The following is a 19,615-nucleotide window of genomic DNA, read 5'->3' as shown; positions in this document are numbered from 1 at the left end:
GCGCTGTTACGCTCGCACCCTCCGGCATGGTTCACATCACCCCATCCCACACCAGCTTCACCCCCACCGCGATCATCAGCACATAGATCGCGGTGTAGAACCGGTGTGCCGACACCCGCCGCACCAGCCACACGCCGGCAACGGTCGATGCGACCGCCACCGGCAGCAGCGCCGCCGAGGTGGTGAGGTTCGCCCGCGTGAACTGGCCGAGTGCCAGATAGGCCGGGACCTTCAGCCAGTTGACCGCGCCGAAGAACAGCGCGGTCGTGCCGACCAGCACATCGCGCGGCAGCTGGCGCGGCAGCACCCATAGCTGGAAGGGCGGCTGGCCGGCATGGGCGACCTGGCTGGTAAAGCCCGACGCGATGCCGAACAGCGTGCCGACCCAGCCCGGCGACCGGGTGGCGACCGGCATCCCGCGGCGTTCGATCCGCAGCCGCCACAGTCCGAACGCGACCGAAATCGCGCCGACCACCGCCAGCACCGCCGAAGGCCGCACCGTGCTGGCAAAGCCATAGCCGAGCACGATGCCCAGCCCCGCGCCCGGCAGCATCCAGCCGATCACCCGCCAGTCGATCGTCCGGCGGAATGCCCAGATGCCGACCACGTCCTGCACGATCAGGATCGGCAACAGGATCGCCGCCGCGCGTACCGGATCGATCGCCAGCGCCAGCATCGGCAGCGACAGGGCGCCCATGCCGGAAAAGCCACCCTTGGCCAGCCCGAGCAGCATCACCGCCGGCACCGCCAACGCGTAAAAGAACGGGTCGACGATCACCGTGTCAGTCGCGCCGGTCCTGCAACGCCTGCGCAATGCGGAACAGCGCCAACACGCCGACCGCCAGCACCGCGACCAGCGCCAGCACGGCATAGGTCAGCACCGCCAACCCGTCGGAGACGCTGCGCGTGGCGGCGGCCTGTTGCGCCATCGCGGCACTCTCCGCCGTTTCGACGCGCGGCGCGCCGGTGGTGAAGGGCGCAGGCGGCGGCAACGGCGCGCCGGTGCGCGGATCGACCCTTCCGGCGGCATCGGTGCCAACTTCCGCGCCCGAACGTGACGATCCGCCCTTGGTCGACATGGTTGCCACCGCACCGACCATCGCCAGCGTGGCGAAGATCGCCAGCACCCACGACAGCGCCCGCGCCTGCCACCCGCCGGCGGTCATGGATGCTCGACGGGGTCGCGGGTCTGCGCGGTCGGCGCGCGGACCCCGGCATTGCCGCGCCGCTTCAACTCGGCCTTCAGGTCCTCGGGCCTCGGCGCCCACAGGAACCCGAAGCTGACCGTGCCGCGCTTGCTCTCGACCGCATGGTGCAGCCGGTGGGCGGAAATGATCCGCTTCATATAGCGCGACTGCGGCAGATAGCGGTGGTTCAGCCGGCGATGGACGATGATGTCGTGGAACCCGAAATAGATCGCGCCATAGGCGGCGATGCCCGCCCCGATCCAGATCGTGCCCGGCCACCAGCCCCATTGCACCCCGCCGAGCAACAGCACGATCGACGGCACCGCAAAGATCGCAGCGTACAGGTCGTTCCACTCCCAATTGCCATGGCGCGGGGCATGGTGGCTGGCGTGCAGGAACCAGCCCGGCCCATGCATCAGCCAGCGATGCGCGACATAGGCGAAGCCTTCCATGAAGATCACGGTGGCGAGGAAGATCAGGATGCCGATGGCCCAGTGCATGGCGGCGATATAGCGGCTCGGCCGGGACATTGCGACGCCTTACCGCGCGGTTCGCCCCTGTGGGCGCGCCCGGCAGCAATCCCCCTGCCGTTTCCATTGAAGCAGTTGCGACGCAATTGCATTACTGCGCTTTCGGGCTGGATTCGCCTGCGCGCATGTGCTTTACGCGCGGCAACTTCGCAAACCTGCGTACAACCACCCGAGAGGCGGAAGGCGAATCCCATGAACATTCACGAATATCAGGCCAAGGAACTGCTCGCGAAGTTCGGCGTGCCCGTCCCCGCCGGCTATGCCGCGCTGACCGTCGACGAAGCCGTCGAAGCCGCAGGCAAGCTCCCCGGGCCGCTGTATGTCGTCAAGTCGCAGATCCACGCCGGCGGCCGCGGCAAGGGCAAGTTCAAGGAACTGGGCCCCGATGCCAAGGGCGGTGTCCGCCTCGCATGGAACCTCGACGAAGTGCGTGCGCACGCGACCGACATGCTCGGCAATACGCTGGTCACGATCCAGACCGGCGACGCGGGCAAGCAGGTCAACCGCCTGTACGTGACCGACGGCGCGAACATCGCGCAGGAATTCTACCTCGCGCTGCTCGTCAACCGCGCGACCGGCCGCGTCTCGATGGTTGCCAGCACCGAAGGCGGCATGGACATCGAAACCGTGGCGCATGACACGCCCGAGAAGATTCACTCGATCGACATCGACACCGCGACCGGCTTCATGCCGCACCACGGCCGCGCCATCGCCGCCGCGCTGGAGCTGAAGGGTGACCTTGCCAAGCAGGCCGCCAGCGTCGCATCGAAACTGTACGACGCGTTCCTTGGCACCGATGCCGAGCAGATCGAAATCAACCCGCTCGCCGTCACCGAGGAAGGCCAGCTGGTCGTGCTCGACGCCAAGGTTGCCTTCGACGGCAACGCCATGTTCCGTCACAAGGACCTGATGGAACTGCGCGACACCACCGAAGAAGACGCGATGGAGCTGGAGGCGTCGAAGTACGACCTGGCCTACATCAAGCTCGACGGCGACATCGGCTGCATGGTCAATGGCGCGGGCCTTGCCATGGCGACGATGGACATCATCAAGTTGAACGGCATGTTCCCGGCCAACTTCCTCGACGTCGGCGGCGGCGCGAACAAGGAAAAGGTCACCGCGGCGTTCAAGATCATTCTCGCCGATCCGGCGGTGAAGGGCATTCTCGTCAACATCTTCGGCGGGATCATGAAGTGCGACATCATCGCGGAGGGCATCGTTGCCGCCGCGAAGGAAGTGAACCTGTCGGTGCCGCTGGTCGTCCGCCTCGAAGGGACCAACGTGCAGGCCGGCAAGGACATCCTCGCCAATTCGGGCCTCGCGATCGTTCCGGCCAACGACCTGGGCGATGCCGCCAAGAAGATCGTCGCGGAAGTGCAAAAGGCGGCCTGATCGCCCTCTGCCTGCGACGGAGAGAAGGGTCCGGGCGGAAACGTCCGGGCCCTTTTTCGTTTGGCCTGTGGGCGATTCGGGCTAGGGTCGCCGCCTGCCGCTACGGCGTCCCGGCGTTTCCATACCGGACTTGCGAAAACCACGCAAAACCGCCACGGATACAGCCAACGCCATCGCGTAAAGTTTTGAGAGGGAGTGCCCATGAAGGTGCTGGTGCCGGTCAAGCGTGTGCTTGATTACAATGTGAAGCCCCGCGTGAAGGCGGACGGGTCGGGCGTCGACCTGGCCAACGTCAAGATGAGCATGAACCCGTTCGACGAGATCGCGGTCGAGGAAGCCATCCGCCTGAAGGAAAAGGGCGTGGCGACCGAGATCGTCGTCGTGTCGATCGGCGAGCAGAAGGCGCAGGACACGCTGCGCACCGCCCTTGCCATGGGTGCCGATCGCGCGATCCTGATCACCAGCGAGACCAAGGTCGAGCCGCTGGGCGTCGCCAAGCTGCTGAAGGCCGTGATCGACGAGGAAGCGCCGCAACTGGTGATCCTCGGCAAGCAGGCGATCGACGACGACAACAACCAGACCGGCCAGATGCTGGCCGCGCTCACCGGCTATCCGCAGGGTACCTTCGCCAGCAAGGTCGAGGTTGCCGGCGACAAGGTGAACGTAACGCGCGAGGTCGATGGCGGGCTGGAGACGGTCGCGCTCTCGCTGCCGGCGATCGTCACCACCGACCTGCGCCTGAACGAGCCGCGCTATGCCTCGCTGCCCAATATCATGAAGGCCAAGTCGAAGCCGCTGGCGGCCAAGACCGCCGCCGATCTGGGCGTGGACGTCACTCCGCGCCTGACGACGGTCAAGGTCGAGGAACCGGCCAAGCGCCAGGCGGGCGTAAAGGTCGCCGATGTCGACGAACTGGTTGGCAAGCTCAAGACGCTGGGAGTGGTCGCATGAAGACGCTGGTTTGGGTCGAACATGACGGGCAGTCGGTCAAGGACGCGACCTATGCCACCGTCACCGCCGCTGCGAAGCTGGGCGAGGTCGAGCTGCTGGTCGCGGGTCAGGGCGTCGATGGCGTGGCGCAGGCCGCCGCGCAGATCGCCGGCGTCGCCAAGGTGCTGGTCGCCGACGATGCGGCCTTTGCGCACAACCTGGCCGAAAACGTCGCGCCGCTGGTCGTGGAGCTGATGGGCAGCCACGACGCGTTCGTCGCGCCGGCGACCACCACCGGCAAGAACATCGCGCCGCGCGTTGCCGCGCTGCTCGACGTGATGCAGATCAGCGAAATCCTGTCGGTCGAGGGGCCGGACAGCTTCACCCGCCCGATCTATGCCGGCAATGCGATCGCCACGGTCAAGACGAGCGATCCGAAGCTGGTGCTGACGGTACGCGGTACCGCGTTCGACAAGGCGGAGGCGACCGGCGGGTCGGCCGCGGTCGAAGCGGTCGCGTCGACCGGGGACAAGGGCGTGTCGAGCTTCGTCGGTGCCGAGATCGCGGCATCGGAACGGCCCGAGCTGACCAGCGCCAAGATCATCGTCTCGGGCGGCCGTGCGCTGGGATCGGAAGAGCAGTTCCATGCGCTGATCGATCCGCTGGCCGACAAGCTAAACGCCGCCGTCGGCGCATCGCGCGCGGCGGTCGACGCGGGCTATGCCCCCAACGACTATCAGGTCGGCCAGACCGGCAAGATCGTCGCCCCTGAGGTCTACATCGCGGTCGGGATTTCCGGCGCGATCCAGCATCTGGCGGGCATGAAGGACAGCAAGGTCATCGTCGCGATCAACAAGGACGAGGACGCGCCGATCTTCCAGGTCGCCGATGTCGGGCTGGTGGGGGATCTGTTTACGCTGGTGCCGGAGCTGACCGCCAAGCTTTGAGGCGCGCAGCGTAGCTGCGAGCCGGTGCGCAAGGGGCAAAGCCCCAAGCGCACAAAGCGACGGCCGGCCGGCGTCGCCATCGCGACGACCGACGACGCGGGGTTTATCCCCGCGTCGTTTTTTTTGGGCGACTCCTCCCCGTACCGGGGAGGATTCCCTACTTCGCCGCCACCGGCAGCGGCACTGCCGGGTCGAGCGGGATCGCCACGCGCTTGGCCCGCTCCTTCTTCGACGGGCCGCCCTTCACCCCGCGGATGATGTCGCCGACCAGCTTGCCGACATCCTTGTATTCGCCCGGTTCCTCGCAGCAGCTGCCCGGATCGATCAGCTTGCCGATCGCGCGAATGGCGAAGACCCCGCCGCCGATCATGTCGACGCCGGTGGTGCAGCCCTCCGACCGGGTGGCGCAGGGATCGGCCGCCGCCAGCGCAGCACCGCGCCCGTCGGCATAGGGATTGGACGCCAGCGGCCGGTCGGGCGGCGTACGTTCTCCGGGCAGCGGAAGGCGCGGGTCACGCGCACCTTCGCCGCACACGACGATTTCGTCGTCCTGCGAATTGCGCCGGCGCGACACGCAAGGGTCGACGAGGATCGAGATACGCTCGGGCGGGGCGTTCAACGGTACGGCGGGCGTGGCGACCTGTCCCAGCAGCACCAGCATGGCATACATCGGCCCGTCTCCCATATCCGCGGCGCATGGCCGATGGCGTGCGTAGCACTTGTCGGGCCCATGGGCGACGGATTAGCGTGAGCCCCATGATCCTGCCGCTCCTGCTGCTCGCCGCCGCCCAGGCCCCTGCCCCGTCCGCACAGGACCGCGCGCGTGCCGAGCGCGTACTGGAGCGCGCGCCGATCATCGACGGGCATAACGACTTGCCGTGGGGCATCCGCGAACATCACCATGCCGCGGTCGAATCGGTCGACCTGACCAAGGACACCAGCCGGATCGACCCGCCGCTGCAGACCGACCTCGCCCGGCTGAAGCGCGGTCATGTCGGCGGGCAGTTCTGGTCGGTGTGGATTCCGGCGACGACCACCGGGCCGCAGGCGGTGGAAACTACGATCGAGCAGATCGATATCGTCCGCCGGATGATCGGTGCGAACCCGACGCGGATGGCGCTGGCGCGCGATGCGGCGGACATGGCGCGCATCGCGAAGAGCGGGCGCGTCGCCTCGCTGATCGGCGTGGAGGGCGGGCACCAGATCGCCGGGCGGCTGTCGGTGCTGCGTCAATATTATAACCTCGGCGTGCGGTACATGACGCTGACGCATACCAAGAGCGTCGGCTGGGCCGATGCGTCGACCGACACCCCGCAGGCGAACGGCCTGACCCCGTTCGGGCGGCAGGTGGTGCGCGAGATGAACCGGCTGGGCATGCTGATCGACATCGCCCATGTGTCCGACGCTACGATGGCGGCGGCTCTGGCGGAATCGAAGGCACCGGTGATCGCGTCGCACTCCAATGCCCGCGCGCTGGCCGACCGGCCGCGCAACATTCCCGACGACCTGCTGCGGCAAATCGGGGCGAAGGGCGGCGTGGTGATGGTCAATGCCTATCCCGCGTTCCTGTCGGCGCAGTGGAACGAGTGGGACAATCGGCGCGGTGCCTATGCCAAGGCGCAGGGGCTGCCCGGCAACCTGTATAACGCACAGGCCCCGGCGGCGATGAAGGCGTGGGAGGCGGCCAACCCCGCCCCGCGGGTAACGGCGGCAACCATGGCCGATCATGTCGAGCATATCGCCAAACTGGCGGGACGCGCGTCGGTCGGCATCGGCGGCGATTATGACGGGATTTCGGGCACCGGGCCGGAGGGGATGGGCGGCGTCGACGGCTATCCGCTGCTGTTCGCCGAACTGGCCCGGCGCGGATGGAGCGACGCCGATCTGGCGGCGCTGGCGCAGGGCAATGTGCTGCGCGTGCTGGGACAGGCCGAGGCGGTGGCGAAGGCGATGGCCGGTGCGCGCCCGGTCGACGCGACCTATCCCTGACAATCCTGACGGCCATTGCGGGACGGCAGGCACCGTCCCGCAATCGCGTCGCGATCAGTCGCGCAGCAAGTCGTTGATGCTGGTCTTGCTGCGGGTCTGGGCATCGACCCGCTTGACGATGACCGCGCAGTACAGCGCGGGCTTGCCATCGCCGCCGCCGATCGATCCGGGCACGACCACCGCATAGGGGGGGACTTCGCCGCGGAAGACTTCGCCGGTCGCGCGGTCGATGATCTTGGTCGATGCGCCGAGGTACACGCCCATCGACAGTACTGCGCCTTCGCCGACGCGCACGCCTTCGGCAACTTCTGCACGCGCGCCGATGAACGCGCCGTCGCCGATGATGACCGGATCGGCCTGCAGCGGCTCGAGCACGCCACCGATGCCGGCACCACCCGAAAGGTGGACGTTCTTGCCGATCTGCGCGCAGCTGCCGACCGTCGCCCAGGTGTCGACCATCGTGCCTTCGCCGACATAGGCGCCGATGTTGACGAAGCTCGGCATCAGGATCGCGCCCTTGCCGACGAACGCGCCGCGGCGGACGATGCTGCCGGGTACCGCGCGGAAGCCGGCCTCGCGGAAGCGGTGTTCGCCCCAGCCGGTGAACTTGCTCGGCACCTTGTCGAACCAGTTGGTGCCGCCGGGGCCGTCCATGATGGCGTTGTCGTTCAGGCGGAACGACAGCAACACCGCCTTCTTCAGCCACTGGTTCACCTGCCAGCCGCCCTCGACCGGTTCGGCCACGCGCGCCTCGCCCGAATCGAGCAGCGCCAGTGCGGCGTCGACCGCCTCGCGGACCTCGCCCTGGGTGTGGACGGTCAGCTCGGCACGGTTTTCCCAGGCGGCGTCGATCTGGGCGGCAAGGTCGGTCATGATTCCTCCACGAAGCGTAGCCACGCGACGATGTCGTGCGTGGTGTAATCGATATGGTCGCGGGCCACCGGCGGCCCCTGTTCGGACCCGTTGTCGACCCAGACCGTCGTCATGCCCACCTGCTTGGCGGGCACGAGGTTGCGCGCCATGTCCTCGGCGAACAGCGCGGTCGTCGGATCGATCTCCCACGCCGCGCAGAGGCCATCATAGGCGCTGGTGTGCGGTTTGGGGCGATAGGCGGTGGCGTGGATGTCGTGGATGCCGGCAAAGCCGTCGGACAGGCCGAGCTTTTCGAGCACCCGCCGCGCATAGGGCGCATCGCCGTTGGTGAAGACCAGCTTGCGTCCCGGCAGGCGGGCAAGCAGCCCCGGCAAGTCGGGATCGGGCACCAGCGGCGACAGGTCGATATCGTGAACGAAATCGAGGAAATGATAGGGGTCGACCGATTGTTCGGCCATCAGCCCCGACAGCGACGTGCCGTGATTGTGGAAATGCATCTTCTGCACCCGATGCGCTTCTTGCGGATCGCAATCGAGCAGGTCGCAGATATACTGCCCCATGCGCGCCTCGACCTCGGCGAACAGGTTGGACGACGCCGGATAGAGCGTGTTGTCCAGATCGAAGATCCAGTCGCGGACATGGGATAGCGCGGGCAGCATCGGGTCGGGGCTGTAGGCGCAGGTTGCGATGCCCGCAAGTTCCTCCCCGGCACGGGGAGGGGGACCAACCGCAGGTTGGTGGAGGGGGTGGCCGCGCAACGCAACCGTCGTGGATGTCGACAGCCCCCTCCACCACCGCTGCGCGGCGGTCCCCCTCCCCGTGCCGGGGAGGATTCAGGCTGCCTCTGTCCCCTCGATCCAGCCGCCGCCAAGCACGCGGTCGCCGGCGTAGAGCACCGCCGCCTGTCCCGGCGCGACGCCATATTCGGGGGCGTCGAACACCAGCCGCTCGCCGTCCAGCCGCGCGGGCACCGGCTTTGCCATCGAACGCACCTTGGCGGTCAGCGGCCCGTCATGGTCGCCACCGATCCAGTTGATGCCCGACAGCCGGGCCGCGCCGACCGCCAGCGCGCTGCGCGGGCCGACCACCAGCCGCTTGGTCGCGGGTTCGAGACGCACGACATAGAGCGGCTCGGCAAGGCCGCCGATCTCCAGCCCGCGCCGTTGCCCGACGGTATAGCCGACCAGGCCGCCATGGCGGCCCAGCACATGCCCTTCGAGGTCGACGATCTCGCCGCCCTCCTGTGCCTCGGGTCGCAGCTTGCGGACCAGCGAGGCATAGTCGCCATCGGGGACGAAGCAGATGTCCTGGCTGTCGGGCTTGCCCGCGACGCCCAGTCCCAGTTCGGCCGCGATCTCGCGCACGCGGGCCTTGGGCATCGCGCCCAGCGGAAAGCGCAGGAAGTCGAGCTGTGCCTGGGTCGTCGCGAACAGGAAATAGCTCTGGTCGCGCGCCGGATCGATCGCGCGGTGCAGTTCGGCCCCCGCCGGCCCCATCACCCGGCGGATATAATGGCCGGTCGCCAGGCAGTCGGCGCCGAGGTCGCGGGCAAGCGCGAACAGGTCGGTGAATTTCGGCCCCATGTTGCACTTCACGCAAGGGATCGGCGTGCGCCCGGCCAGATAGGCATCGGCAAAGTCGTCGATCACCGTTTCGCGAAAGCTGCTTTCATGGTCGAAGACATAATGGGCGATGCCCAGCTTGTCGCACACCGCGCGCGCATCGCGAATGTCGCGGCCGGCGCAGCACGACCCGGCCCGCCCGACGGCCGCGCCATGGTCGTAAAGCTGCAACGTGACGCCGATCGTCTCTGCCCCCGTCGCATGGGCGAGTGCCGCCACGACCGAACTGTCGACGCCGCCCGACATCGCGACGACGATCCGCCGCGCGGAAACGGGCGCATCCAGTTGAAATTCACCAAGGTCCATGTGCCGCCAGATAGGCGTTCCCGGCCCCGGTTGCAAAAATCCTGCGCCATTTACCGGACCTTCAACAGTGTCAGCCTATTAGCAGGGTCTAGGCCCTGTTGCTGGATGATGATTTGGATCTGAGCTTTGCCCGTTTCGACCGTGGTTCCACGGTCACCCCCCTGCCGACGGAGCTGGCCGTGCTGCTGGCCGCCGCGACGGGGCGGCAGGCGGCGACGCCGACGGCACGGTTGCAGACCCGGCTGGCATGGAACCGCGCGCCGGTATCCCTGCTCAATCCGGCGGACGGGGCGTTCAATGGGTGGACCGCCGCCTTGCTGCGGGGGTGCGTCGCGCCGGAATACCGGCCCGTCGCGAAGAAGTGGCAGGACACCAGCGGATGAAGACGATGTTTACCTAGCCGTTTTAGCCGATGTTCAACCGCGTTCGCGTATGACCGCGCAAGAAGGTTTCAGGGGAATTTCCCCGGCTCGAGGTCCAGTATGATTGAGAACCACAAGATCCGTCCGGCAAAAGTGATCGGTCCGCTCGGCGAGCCGCTGACGCTCGATTCGCTGCCGCCGCCCGAAACGACCCGTTGGGTCGTGCGTCGCAAGGCGGAAGTGGTCGCGGCGGTCAATGGCGGCCTGCTGAGCGTGGACGACGTGTGCCAGCGCTACAACCTGTCGGCGGAGGAATTCGCCAGCTGGCAGCGCGCGGTCGACCGGTCGGGCATGCCCGGCCTGCGCGTGACGCGGATTCAGCACTATAAATCGCTGTATGAGCGCCAGCAGCGCAAATATTGAGGCGCAGAGTTAAAACGGAGGCGGAACAAGCCAGTCCCTGAAGAGTCTTTCCCTCAGTACGCCCGGTACGAATTTCGCCGGGTTGCAGACAGCAATGGAGGGACGTCTCATGGGTATCATCATCTGGCTGGTCGTTGGTGGCGTGGTTGGCTGGTTGGCCAGCATTGTCATGCGGACGGACGCGCAGCAGGGCATCATCCTGAATGTCGTCGTCGGCATCGTCGGCGCGGTCATTGCGGGCTTCGTGACGGGTGCCAACATCAACAACGGCATCACCGTCATGAGCTTCCTGTATTCGCTGCTGGGCGCGATTGTCCTGCTTGCGATCGTGAATCTCGTGCGTCGCGGGTCGGTGCGCTAAGCACCTGCCATCGACCAATACGATCGAACCGGGCCGTCCCTGCTGGGGCGGCCCGTTTTGCGATGGGTCAGCCGCCGGTCAGGTCGGACAATGCGGCCTGCATCGACACCTGCACGCCGGCAGGATCATAGCAGATCACGCTGTCGCCGGTGCCAGCGAGGCCGAGGCGCAGCAGCTTGGACCCGAACCCCCGCCGCGCCGGCTGGCAGACCACGGGCCCGCCGCGTTCGTGCCACGTCAGCGACAACTGCCCCTCCGCCACCGACCAGTCGAGCGCCACCGTGCCGTCCGCCGTCGACAACGCCCCGTATTTGACCGCGTTGGTGCCCAGTTCGTGGAGGATCAGCGCCAGCGCCAGCGCCGCGCGCGCGCCCAGCGCCACATCGGGACCGGCCAGCGCGATGCGATCGTTGCAGCCGAATACGCCCATCACCTGACCGATGGTGGTCCGCATGTCGGCACCGACCCAATTGCGTTCGACCAGCACGTCATGCGCGACGCCCAGCGCCTGCAACCGGCGTTCGAACGCATCGAGCGGCGCGCGGTCGACCGATCCGCGCAGCGTCTGCGACGCGATCGCCTGCACCATCGACAGCGTATTCTTCAGCCGGTGGGCCAGTTCCTGGATCAGCAGGCTCTGCCGCGCTTCCGATTCGACCTGCGCCATGCCGACATCGACCCGATCGGCGACCTTGCGCAGGAACACGATCTCTTCGCTGCTCCAGCGGCGGGGACCGGCAGTGTGGACGAGGAACGCCGAGACGATTCGCCCGTCGCGGCGGACGGGCACGATCACGAACGCCCCGATCCCCCGCGCCGCCAGCGCATCGGCATGCCCGGCGGTACGCCGGTCGCTCCGCACATCGTCGACCGCGATCGCGTCCCCTTTGGCAAGGGCGTCGGCAAGGTCGCCGAAATCGTCGACCGCCTGCCGTCCGGCCAATGAGGTGCCGCCCTCCGCCGTCCAGTCGGGGCCGATCTCGATCTGGGTGATGCCCGCGTCGATCCGGCCGAAGCCTGCACAGGCGACGTCCAGCGTCCGCCCGGCCAGCGCCGATGCCGCCCGCGCCACATCGGCGACATCGTGACAGTCGCGCAGCGCGTCGCCCAGCTGGATCAGCGCCGACTGCCGCCCCTCCGCCGCGCGATCGAGCGTGATGTCGCGCAGGATCGCGCCGAAGCGGTCGCCATCGATCCGGAAACAATGCCCCCGGAACCAGCGTCCGATCGTGGGCACATGATGGACGAACCCGATCGGCGCGCCGTCCTCCAGCATGCCGTGCAGCCCATCGGCCCAGCGTTCGGGCGCGGCGGGATCGATCTGTCGCCCGGTCGCTGCCAGCATCCGGTCGCGATCGATCCCGGACAGCGCGAACCATGCCGGATTGGCATCGACGAATTGCCAGTCGATCACCCGCCCGTCGGCGTCGCGGATCGCCTCGCCCAGCGCGAAGCCGTCGTTGATATTTTCGAACAGGCCCTGCCAGCGGCGTTCGTTGCCCGACAACGCCGCCTCGGTCTCGGCGATGCGGTGCAGCGTTTCGTCCCGCTCCGCCAGCAACCGGCGCAGTTCGAGCGTCGTCACCACCTGTCGCGCGAGGCGCAGCAGCATGTCGCGCTGGACCGCGCTCAACCCGTCGGGCCGCGCCACCATGTCGAGCACGCACAGCGTGCCGACCGGCACGCCGTCGCCGATGCGCAGCGGAACGCCCGCGTAGAAGCGGATGTGCGGCTCCCCGAGAACGATGCCGCTCGCACGGGTGCGGGGATCGGCCGACAGATCGGGAATGACCAGAATATCGTCGACGTCCAGCGCATGGGTGCAGATCGCATCGTCGAGCGAGGTTCCGCACAGATCGGTCCCGACCTGCGCGACGAACCATTGCCGATCCGGCGCCAGCAAGGTGACGAGCGCAACCGGCGCTTCGCAGATTTCGGCAGCCAGTCGGGCAAGGTCATCCTGCGCCCCCTGGCCGATCGCCTCGATCAGCCGATAGTCGCGAATCGCGGCAAACCGCCGGTTCGATCCGGTCGTATCGATCGTCGCCCCCATGGTCGCCCTGCCCCTATGGCCATGATCGGGATAGCAATTCCCCCGCCATGGTACAAGGGGCGCACCAAGGTTGGCACGCCCCTTGCTAATTTAGTCCCGTGGCGGGATCAGGCCGTTTCGGCCGCCCGGCTGTGCGCGGCAAAGCTCTTGCGCAGCTTTTGCAGCTTTGGCGGGATGATCGCCAGGCAATAGGGATTCCGCTGCCCCTCGCCGTCCCAATATTCCTGGTGATAGTCCTCGGCCGGATACCAGGTCGTCAGCGATTCGATGGTCGTGACGATCTTCCCGCGCCCTTCGCCCGCACGTTCGATGCCTGCCCGTGCCGCCGCTTCCTGTTCGGGCGAATGCGGGAAGATCGCCGAGCGATACTGGGTGCCGACGTCGTTGCCCTGCCGGTTCAGCTGCGTCGGGTCATGCGTCGCAAAGAAAATGTCGAGCATGTCGTCATAGCTGATGACGGCGGGGTCGTAGGTGACGCGGATCGCCTCGGCATGGCCGGTGTCGCCGCTGCACACCTGCTTGTAGGTCGGATGCTCGACCGTGCCGCCGATATAGCCGCTTTCGACCTGTTCGACGCCGATCACATCGCGAAACACCGCCTCGGTGCACCAGAAACATCCGCCGGCGAAGGTCGCCTGTTCGGTAGCCATTGCGTAATCTCCTTCGGTCGAAGAGATAGGCGCACGAGACAGCGACGCAATCGGGGGTACGGTAATGGGCAAGGTTCTGGTCACGGGCGGCGCGGGCTATATCGGCAGCCATGCGGTGCTGGCGCTGCTCGATGCCGGCCATGCGGTCGTGGTGGTCGACAATCTGGTCACCGGCTTCGACTGGGCGGTCGATCCCCGTGCCGCGCTGGTCGTCGCCGATATCAGCGACGATGCGGCGGTGCGCGCGGCGATGCGCGACCATGACGTGCACGCCATCCTGCATTTCGCCGGGTCGGTCGTGGTGCCCGAATCGGTCGAGAATCCGCTCAAATATTACCGCAACAACACCGCCGCCTCGCGCAGCCTGATCGAAAGCGCCGTCGCCGAAGGGGTGAAGCATTTCATCTTATCGTCGACCGCCGCGACCTATGGCATTCCCGAGGTCGTGCCGGTGCGCGAGGACAGCCCGAAACAGCCGATCAATCCGTATGGCATGTCGAAGCTGATGACCGAGATCATGCTGGCCGATGTCGCCGCGGCGCATCCGATCAACTATGCGGCGCTGCGTTATTTCAACGTGGCCGGCGCCGATCCGCAGGGGCGCAGCGGGCAGTCGACGGCGGGCGCAACGCACCTCATCAAGGTCGCGGTCGAGGCGGCGACCGGCAAGCGCGCGCATGTCGGCGTCTATGGCACCGATTTCGCGACGCCCGACGGCACCGGGGTGCGCGATTATATCCATGTCAGCGACTTGGCCGACGCGCATGTCCATGCGCTCGACCTGCTGATGGCCGATCCGGGCAAGAGCCACACGATGAACGCGGGCTATGGCCGCGGCTATTCGGTGCTCGAGGTGCTGGATGCGGTCGACCGGGTGACAAACCATACGATCGAGCGCAAGCTGGAGGGGCGTCGCGCCGGCGATCCCGACGCGCTGGTCGCCGACAACAGCACGATCCTCGCCACCCTGCCGTGGCGGCCGCAGCATGCCGATCTCGACCAGATCGTGCGTGACGCGCTGGCATGGGAGCGCCAGCTGGCGGAGCGGCGCGGCGGCTGATCCGGGGCGATACGCCCCTGCCCTTCGGGTCGGGGTGAAATCGCGCGGCAAAGGGGCTATGTGCGGGCGATGACCGATCCCTTCGACCTGTTCGACCAATGGTTCGCCGAGGCCCGCGCCAGCGAGCCGAACGACCCCAACGCCATGGCGCTGGCCACCGCCGATGCCGCAGGGCGCCCCTCGGTGCGGATGGTGCTGCTGAAGGGCCATGGCCGCGACGGGTTCGTGTTCTACACCAATCGCGAAGGGCGCAAGGCCGCCGATCTGGCCGCCAATCCCAACGCCGCGCTGCTGTTCCACTGGAAATCACTGCGCCGCCAGATCCGGATCGAGGGGCCGGTGACGCTGGCGTCGGATGCCGAATCCGATGCCTATTTCGCCTCGCGCGGGCGCGATTCGCAGCTGGGCGCCTGGGCGTCGGACCAGTCGCGTCCGCTGGATGATCGCGCCACGTTCGAGGCGCGCTTTGCCGAGGTGCAGGCACGGTTCGAGGGGCAGAACGTGCCCCGTCCGCCCTTCTGGGGCGGATACCGGGTGACGCCCCGGTCGATCGAATTCTGGCAGGACCGCGCGCACCGGCTGCACGAACGCCGCGTGTTCACCCCCGGCACCGACGGCAGCTGGAGCGAAGGGCTGCTGTTCCCATGACGGAGACCGAACGCAAGCGGGTGATCCCGCTCGCCACCCGCGCCGCCATCGCGTCGGTGACGATGGCGGTGTTCCTGCTGGGGCTGAAGGGGTTTGCCGCATGGCATACCGGATCGGTCGCGATGCTGGGCAGCCTTGCCGACACCGCGCTCGACCTGCTCGCATCGCTGGTGACGCTCTACGGCGTGCGCCTTGCCGCGACGCCCGCCGATCATGACCACCGTTTTGGCCATGGCAAGGCGGAGGCGCTGGCGGCGCTGTTCCAGGTCATGCTGATCACCGCATCGGCCGCGGGCATCGCGTGGCGCGCGATCGCCGCGTTCGGCGCGCCGGGCGAGACGCAGGATGTCGAATTCGGCATCGGCGTGTCGGTGATCGCGATCCTCGCGACCTTTGCGTTGCTGGCGTACCAGAAATCGATCATCGACCGTACCGGATCGGTCGCGATCCGCGCCGACAATGTGCATTACCAGAGCGACCTGTTGCTCAACCTGGCGGTGATCGTCGCGATGGTGCTCGACCAGTTGTTCGGCATTCGCGGCGCCGACCCGGTGATGGGCATCCTGATCGCGCTGTGGCTGGCATGGGGCGCGTTCCAGGCGTCGAGCCAGGCGATCGACCAGCTGATGGACAAGGAATGGCCGGAGGACGAGCGCCATGCCTTCCTCGACGTCGCGGCACGGCAGCAGGGTCTGCGCGGCATCCACGACTTCCGCACCCGCCGTTCGGGCAGCCACGACTTCGCGCAATTCCACATGGAGGTCGCGCGCGACATGACCGTCGCCGAGGCGCATGATGTGGTCGAAGGCGTCGAGCGCGCGCTGCGCCAGGCATTTCCGAAGGTCGAGGTGCTGATCCACCTTGATCCCGAGGGGCATGTCGACACCGACAACCCGCTGGTCGAGGCGGACGTGACCCCGCACTGGTTCGGCAAGCGCGTCGGGAGCCTGTAGCATGACGATGCCCTTCACCGTGGTCGACGCGTTCGCCGACCGGCCGTTCGCGGGGAATCCGGCGGCGGTGATGCTGCTCGACGCCTGGCCCGACGATGCGCTGCTCCAGTCGATCGCGCTGGAGCACAACCTGTCGGAAACAGCGTTTGCGGTGCCGGTGGGTGGTGGCGAGGCCGACTATGAACTGCGCTGGTTCACGCCCACCGTCGAGATCGCGATGTGCGGCCATGCCACGCTGGCGAGCGGCCATGTGCTGCTGGGAACACGCGACGCGGTGCGCTTCGCCACGCGCAGGGCGGGCGTGCTGATCGTGCGGCGCGAAGGGGGCGCCTATACGCTCGACCTGCCGGTGACGCGGGTCGCGGCGGCGCCCGATGCGGCGCTGCTGGCGGCGCTGGGATGCGATGGCGAGGTGTTCGCGAGTGTTGCGGGGGCACAGGAAACCAGCATCATCCTGTTGCCCGACGCGGCGGCGGTGCGTGCCTGTTCGCCCGACATGGCGGCGCTGTCGGCATGTCATGTGATGGCGATCGTCACCGCGCCGGGCGACGTCGCCGATGTCGTCAGCCGCGTGTTCGTGCCGGCATGGGGCGTGGACGAGGACCCGGTAACCGGATCGGCGCATGCCGCGCTCACCCCCTTCTGGGCCGAGCGGCTGGGTCGCGATCGCTTCACCGCGTTCCAGGCGAGCGCGCGCGGCGGCCATCTGACCTGCACGCTGGCCGGCGACCGTGCGGTGCTGGGCGGGCGGTGCGTGACGGTGATGCGGGGCGAGTTGTTGCTGTAAGCCGGGCTTGGGGTGGGGAAAGCGGGATTGGGTAGCAATTCGCAACCCGCCACCCATCTATCTCGAATGACCCGCTATTCCATGCTCGATCTCGTCCCCGTCCGGCAGGGGGGCACCCCGGCCGAGGCGCTGGCCGCCGCCGCCGACCTTGCCGCCCATGCCGAGGCGGAGGGCTTCCACCGCTATTGGGTGGCCGAACATCACGGTATGCCCGGCATCGCCAGCGCGGCGACGGCGGTCGTGATCGGCCATATCGCCGCCGCGACGAAGGCGATGCGGGTCGGCGCGGGCGGCATCATGCTGCCCAACCATGCGCCGCTCAGCGTCGCCGAACAGTTCGGCACGCTCGACGCGTTATATCCGGGGCGGATCGACCTGGGGCTGGGCCGGGCACCGGGATCGGACCAGATCGTCGCGCGTGCGATGCGCCGGACACTGGACAGCGATCCTAACGCCTTTCCGCAGGATGTGGTCGAGCTGCAGAGCTATTTTGCCGATGATGGCCGCACCGGCATCCGGGCGGTGCCGGGCGCGGGGGCGAAGGTCGATCTGTGGATTCTCGGATCGTCGCTGTTCGGTGCGCAACTGGCGGCGATGCTGGGGCTGCCCTATGCCTTTGCCTCGCACTTCGCACCGGCCGCGCTCGACCAGGCGCTGGAGGTGTATCGCCGCAATTTCACGCCCTCGGCGGTGCTCGACAAGCCCTATGCCGCTGCTGCGTTCAACGTGCTGGCGGCGGACACCGATGAGGAGGCGCGGCTGCTGGCCAGCTCGACCGAACAGATGTTCGTCGCGATCCGTACCGGCCAGCCGATCGAGCTGCCGCCGCCGGTCGCGGGGTATCGTGCGCAGCTTGGCGCGCAGGGTAATGCGGTCCTCGACCATGTGCTGGAATGTTCGGCGATCGGCGGGCCGGAGACGGTGCGCGACGGGCTGGCCAAGTTTATCGCGCGGACGCAGGTCGATGAGGTGATCGTCACCGGCGCGATGTTCGATCCGGCGGCGCGCAAGCGGAGTGCGTCGATCGCGGCGGCGGCGATGCGGGGGTTGTGACCTCCGTCGGTTAGGTTCGAGCCTGTCGATGAGGAGTTGCTTCAATAAGGGTGTTCTCGACAGACGCTTCTCGACAGGCTCGAAGCTGCTCGAACCGAACGGGGTGAGGGTTCGGTTACGCCGCCGGCAACCGCAGCCGCACCAGCAACCCGCCCAGATCCTCGCTCTCTTCCAGCGAGGCGGTTCCTTCGTAAATCTCCGCCACGTCGCGGACGATGGCGAGGCCGAGGCCGGTGCCGGGCTTGCCCGAATCGAGCCGTACGCCGCGGTCGAAGATGCGCAGCCGGTCCGATTCCGGGATGCCGCGCCCGTCATCCTCGACCAGCAGCTCGACGAAGCCGGCATCGGCGCGGGCGGTGACGAACACGCTGCCCCCGCCGTACTTGGCGGCGTTCTCGACCAGGTTGCCGAGGATTTCATCGAGGTCCTGCCGCTCGATCCGGGCGATCAGGTCCTTCTTGCCGTCCACGTCGATGCGGACATTGGGATAGAGCCGGGCGACGGCGCGCTCGACCGCTTCTACCGACACCCACACATCCGCCCGGCTGTGCGCCGATCCGCGCCGCCCGACCGCGCGGGCGCGGGCGAGGTGGTGGTCGACCTGCCGCCGCATCGTCCGTGCTTCGCGGATGACGGTATCGGCAAGATCGTCCTGGCCGGCGGCGGACGCGTTCATGATGACGGTCAGCGGGGTCTTGAGCGCATGGGCAAGGTTGCCGGCATGGCGCCGCGCCTCTTCGGCCTGCTTGTCGTTATGTTCGACCAGCGCGTTCAGTTCCTCAACCAGCGGCGCGACCTCGGCGGGCATCGATCCCTCGACCCGCGCCGATTGCCCCGCGCGCAGCCGGGCGATCGCGTCGCGCACGGCGCGCAGGGGGAGCAGCCCGTACCAGGTCTGGAGCGTCGCCATGACGATCAGCCCCAGCCCCAGCAGTGCGAACGATCGCACCAGCGTCTTGCGCAGCGCCGCGATCAGCCCGTCGAGCACGTCGCGCGATTCGGCGACCTGAAACCGCCAGACGGTCGGCGATCCGGGCAGCGTCAGGTCGCGTTCGACGATCCGCAGCTTCTGCTCCGGAAACGGCCGCGCGTCATAAATATGGACGTCGGTATAGCGCTTGCCGTCGACCGGCAGCTTGCGATCCCATAGCGAGCGCGACGGCCACGTCTCGTGCCCCGGCCCGCTCACCTGCCAATAGAGGCCGGAATAGGGTTCGAGGAACCGCTGGTCCGACAGCTGGCGGTTGAACGTCACCTCGCCGGTCGAATCGATCTCGGCCGACACGATCAGCGAGTTGAGGAGGTATTCGAGGCCGTCATCGGTGTTGCGCGTGACCGCCGATACCAGCACCCGGTCGAGCGCGAAGCCGCCGCCGGCCAGCAGCAGCATGATCCACAGCGCCGCGACGAGGATCATCCGCCGCGACAGCGATCCCGTCACCCGGACATAGGTGCGCGGGGCAGGATCGGTGCCGCTCGTCATCGCGCC

General features: G+C 67.6%; 22 protein-coding genes. 12 read left to right on the top strand and 10 right to left on the bottom strand.

Features of this window, described 5'->3' with window-relative positions:
* Positions 1-31: 31 nt before the first annotated feature.
* From ASE67_RS05285 to ASE67_RS05275, 3 genes are read right to left on the bottom strand one after another with little or no spacing between them, the layout of a single operon-like run.
* Positions 32-778, bottom strand: a complete 747-nt coding sequence (locus ASE67_RS05285) for a sulfite exporter TauE/SafE family protein (RefSeq protein ID WP_443025532.1) — start codon at positions 776-778, stop codon at positions 32-34.
* A gap of 4 nt (positions 779-782) precedes the next feature.
* Positions 783-1,166 carry a hypothetical protein gene (locus tag ASE67_RS05280; protein WP_055757546.1) on the bottom strand — a complete coding sequence of 128 codons (384 nt, stop codon included), beginning with the start codon at positions 1,164-1,166 and terminating at the stop codon, positions 783-785.
* A complete protein-coding gene (locus ASE67_RS05275; RefSeq protein WP_235511800.1) occupies positions 1,163-1,717 on the bottom strand; it encodes a sterol desaturase family protein in 555 nt (184 codons plus the stop codon). Before ASE67_RS05275 ends, ASE67_RS05280 begins: the two co-directional genes overlap by 4 nt.
* A 192-nt stretch (positions 1,718-1,909) precedes the next feature.
* Between ASE67_RS05275 and sucC the strand changes: the two genes are divergently transcribed.
* From sucC to ASE67_RS05260, 3 genes are all read left to right on the top strand, one after another.
* Positions 1,910-3,109, top strand: coding sequence for an ADP-forming succinate--CoA ligase subunit beta (gene sucC, locus ASE67_RS05270; RefSeq protein WP_055757544.1), 1,200 nt, complete (start codon positions 1,910-1,912; stop codon positions 3,107-3,109).
* Between the two features lie 201 nt (positions 3,110-3,310).
* The gene (locus tag ASE67_RS05265; protein WP_055757542.1) at positions 3,311-4,060 is read left to right on the top strand and encodes an electron transfer flavoprotein subunit beta/FixA family protein; all 750 of its coding nucleotides are present in this window, start codon (positions 3,311-3,313) and stop codon (positions 4,058-4,060) included.
* On the top strand, positions 4,057-4,986 hold the full coding sequence (locus ASE67_RS05260) for an electron transfer flavoprotein subunit alpha/FixB family protein (protein ID WP_055757540.1): 930 nt from the start codon (positions 4,057-4,059) through the stop codon (positions 4,984-4,986). Before ASE67_RS05265 ends, ASE67_RS05260 begins: the two co-directional genes overlap by 4 nt.
* Positions 4,987-5,143: 157 nt before the next feature.
* Here the strand turns inward: ASE67_RS05260 and ASE67_RS05255 are convergent, their stop codons facing one another.
* A complete protein-coding gene (locus ASE67_RS05255; protein WP_055757538.1) occupies positions 5,144-5,656 on the bottom strand; it encodes a hypothetical protein in 513 nt (170 codons plus the stop codon).
* 86 nt (positions 5,657-5,742) lie between these two features.
* Here ASE67_RS05255 and ASE67_RS05250 point away from each other — a divergent pair, with 86 nt between their 5' ends.
* Positions 5,743-6,975 carry a dipeptidase gene (locus ASE67_RS05250; protein ID WP_055757536.1) on the top strand — a complete coding sequence of 411 codons (1,233 nt, stop codon included), beginning with the start codon at positions 5,743-5,745 and terminating at the stop codon, positions 6,973-6,975.
* A 54-nt stretch (positions 6,976-7,029) separates the two neighbouring features.
* On the opposite strand, the gene dapD is transcribed toward ASE67_RS05250, so the two are convergent.
* From dapD to mnmA, 3 genes are all read right to left on the bottom strand, one after another.
* The gene (gene dapD, locus ASE67_RS05245) at positions 7,030-7,848 is read right to left on the bottom strand and encodes a 2,3,4,5-tetrahydropyridine-2,6-dicarboxylate N-succinyltransferase (RefSeq protein ID WP_055757534.1); all 819 of its coding nucleotides are present in this window, start codon (positions 7,846-7,848) and stop codon (positions 7,030-7,032) included.
* A complete protein-coding gene (locus tag ASE67_RS05240) occupies positions 7,845-8,507 on the bottom strand; it encodes a pyrimidine 5'-nucleotidase (protein ID WP_055757532.1) in 663 nt (220 codons plus the stop codon). The genes dapD and ASE67_RS05240 overlap by 4 nt, the downstream gene beginning before the upstream one ends.
* Positions 8,508-8,681: 174 nt before the next feature.
* The gene (mnmA, locus tag ASE67_RS05235; protein ID WP_055757530.1) at positions 8,682-9,776 is read right to left on the bottom strand and encodes a tRNA 2-thiouridine(34) synthase MnmA; all 1,095 of its coding nucleotides are present in this window, start codon (positions 9,774-9,776) and stop codon (positions 8,682-8,684) included.
* A gap of 113 nt (positions 9,777-9,889) precedes the next feature.
* Between mnmA and ASE67_RS05230 the strand changes: the two genes are divergently transcribed.
* The 3 genes from ASE67_RS05230 to ASE67_RS05220 all read left to right on the top strand — a co-directional run bounded on the left by ASE67_RS05230 (position 9,890) and on the right by ASE67_RS05220 (position 10,922).
* Positions 9,890-10,159, top strand: a complete 270-nt coding sequence (locus ASE67_RS05230) for a hypothetical protein (protein WP_200909355.1) — start codon at positions 9,890-9,892, stop codon at positions 10,157-10,159.
* A gap of 99 nt (positions 10,160-10,258) precedes the next feature.
* Positions 10,259-10,561, top strand: a complete 303-nt coding sequence (gene sciP, locus ASE67_RS05225; protein WP_055757528.1) for a CtrA inhibitor SciP — start codon at positions 10,259-10,261, stop codon at positions 10,559-10,561.
* 109 nt (positions 10,562-10,670) lie between these two features.
* Positions 10,671-10,922 (top strand): GlsB/YeaQ/YmgE family stress response membrane protein, encoded by a 252-nt coding sequence (locus ASE67_RS05220; RefSeq protein ID WP_055757526.1) that lies wholly within the window; start codon positions 10,671-10,673, stop codon positions 10,920-10,922.
* Between the two features lie 67 nt (positions 10,923-10,989).
* Here the strand turns inward: ASE67_RS05220 and ASE67_RS05215 are convergent, their stop codons facing one another.
* Together ASE67_RS05215 and msrA are read right to left on the bottom strand one after the other, a co-directional pair.
* Positions 10,990-12,975, bottom strand: coding sequence for a GAF domain-containing protein (locus ASE67_RS05215; protein WP_055757524.1), 1,986 nt, complete (start codon positions 12,973-12,975; stop codon positions 10,990-10,992).
* 107 nt (positions 12,976-13,082) lie between these two features.
* Positions 13,083-13,625: a peptide-methionine (S)-S-oxide reductase MsrA gene (gene msrA, locus ASE67_RS05210; RefSeq protein ID WP_055757522.1), complete on the bottom strand. Its 543-nt coding sequence runs from the start codon at positions 13,623-13,625 to the stop codon at positions 13,083-13,085.
* Between the two features lie 64 nt (positions 13,626-13,689).
* Between msrA and galE the strand changes: the two genes are divergently transcribed.
* The 5 genes from galE to ASE67_RS05185 all read left to right on the top strand — a co-directional run bounded on the left by galE (position 13,690) and on the right by ASE67_RS05185 (position 18,126).
* Positions 13,690-14,685: a UDP-glucose 4-epimerase GalE gene (galE, locus tag ASE67_RS05205; protein ID WP_055757520.1), complete on the top strand. Its 996-nt coding sequence runs from the start codon at positions 13,690-13,692 to the stop codon at positions 14,683-14,685.
* Between the two features lie 69 nt (positions 14,686-14,754).
* Positions 14,755-15,333 carry a pyridoxamine 5'-phosphate oxidase gene (gene pdxH / locus ASE67_RS05200; protein ID WP_055757517.1) on the top strand — a complete coding sequence of 193 codons (579 nt, stop codon included), beginning with the start codon at positions 14,755-14,757 and terminating at the stop codon, positions 15,331-15,333.
* Positions 15,330-16,286 (top strand): cation diffusion facilitator family transporter, encoded by a 957-nt coding sequence (locus ASE67_RS05195; RefSeq protein ID WP_055757515.1) that lies wholly within the window; start codon positions 15,330-15,332, stop codon positions 16,284-16,286. The genes pdxH and ASE67_RS05195 overlap by 4 nt, the downstream gene beginning before the upstream one ends.
* A gap of 1 nt (position 16,287) precedes the next feature.
* Positions 16,288-17,073 carry a PhzF family phenazine biosynthesis protein gene (locus tag ASE67_RS05190; RefSeq protein WP_055757513.1) on the top strand — a complete coding sequence of 262 codons (786 nt, stop codon included), beginning with the start codon at positions 16,288-16,290 and terminating at the stop codon, positions 17,071-17,073.
* Between the two features lie 66 nt (positions 17,074-17,139).
* On the top strand, positions 17,140-18,126 hold the full coding sequence (locus ASE67_RS05185) for an LLM class flavin-dependent oxidoreductase (protein ID WP_055757511.1): 987 nt from the start codon (positions 17,140-17,142) through the stop codon (positions 18,124-18,126).
* A 115-nt stretch (positions 18,127-18,241) separates the two neighbouring features.
* Here ASE67_RS05185 and ASE67_RS05180 read toward each other — a convergent pair whose 3' ends face one another.
* Positions 18,242-19,609 (bottom strand): sensor histidine kinase, encoded by a 1,368-nt coding sequence (locus tag ASE67_RS05180; RefSeq protein WP_055757510.1) that lies wholly within the window; start codon positions 19,607-19,609, stop codon positions 18,242-18,244.
* Between the last annotated feature and the right edge of the window lie 6 nt (positions 19,610-19,615).

Origin of the sequence: Sphingomonas sp. Leaf23 (assembly GCF_001421585.1) — a bacterium.
In the GTDB taxonomy this organism is placed as follows: domain Bacteria; phylum Pseudomonadota; class Alphaproteobacteria; order Sphingomonadales; family Sphingomonadaceae; genus Sphingomonas.
This window is presented reverse-complemented; position numbering and strand designations above follow the sequence as displayed.